This window comes from Halalkalibacter flavus (assembly GCF_036663575.1).
Lineage (GTDB): Bacteria > Bacillota > Bacilli > Bacillales > Bacillaceae_D > Halalkalibacter > Halalkalibacter flavus.
Genome location: NZ_JAWRVK010000335.1, coordinates 1 through 251, shown reverse-complemented (window position 1 = coordinate 251; position 251 = coordinate 1). Strand labels below are relative to the sequence as shown.

Below are 251 nucleotides of genomic sequence, written 5' to 3'. Positions count from 1 at the left end.
GCTGGTTCAGTTTGGGAAACATCGAACAAAACTCTCATCCAAATGAACAATGAAGAAGGAATGGAACTTCTGGGAAAACTCGTCTTCGGTTCTATTGACAGGCCAAGCAAGAAGTTCTACCAATCTCCTTTCTTTTCTGCTCTGGAAGCTCTTGCCTTCGTCACATCTACTGCTAGTGACCGTACATATGTTGGAAACGCCCTATCCGAATCTCTAACAGCAACCAGAGATCCAGTATACTTCAACTACCC

1 protein-coding gene is annotated in these 251 nt (G+C 44.2%); it reads left to right on the top strand.

All coding sequences use genetic code 11. The annotated features are described in order from the left end of the window. A partial coding sequence (locus SAY88_RS25375; protein WP_332635211.1) for a hypothetical protein occupies nt 1-251 on the top strand: 251 nt, incomplete at both ends.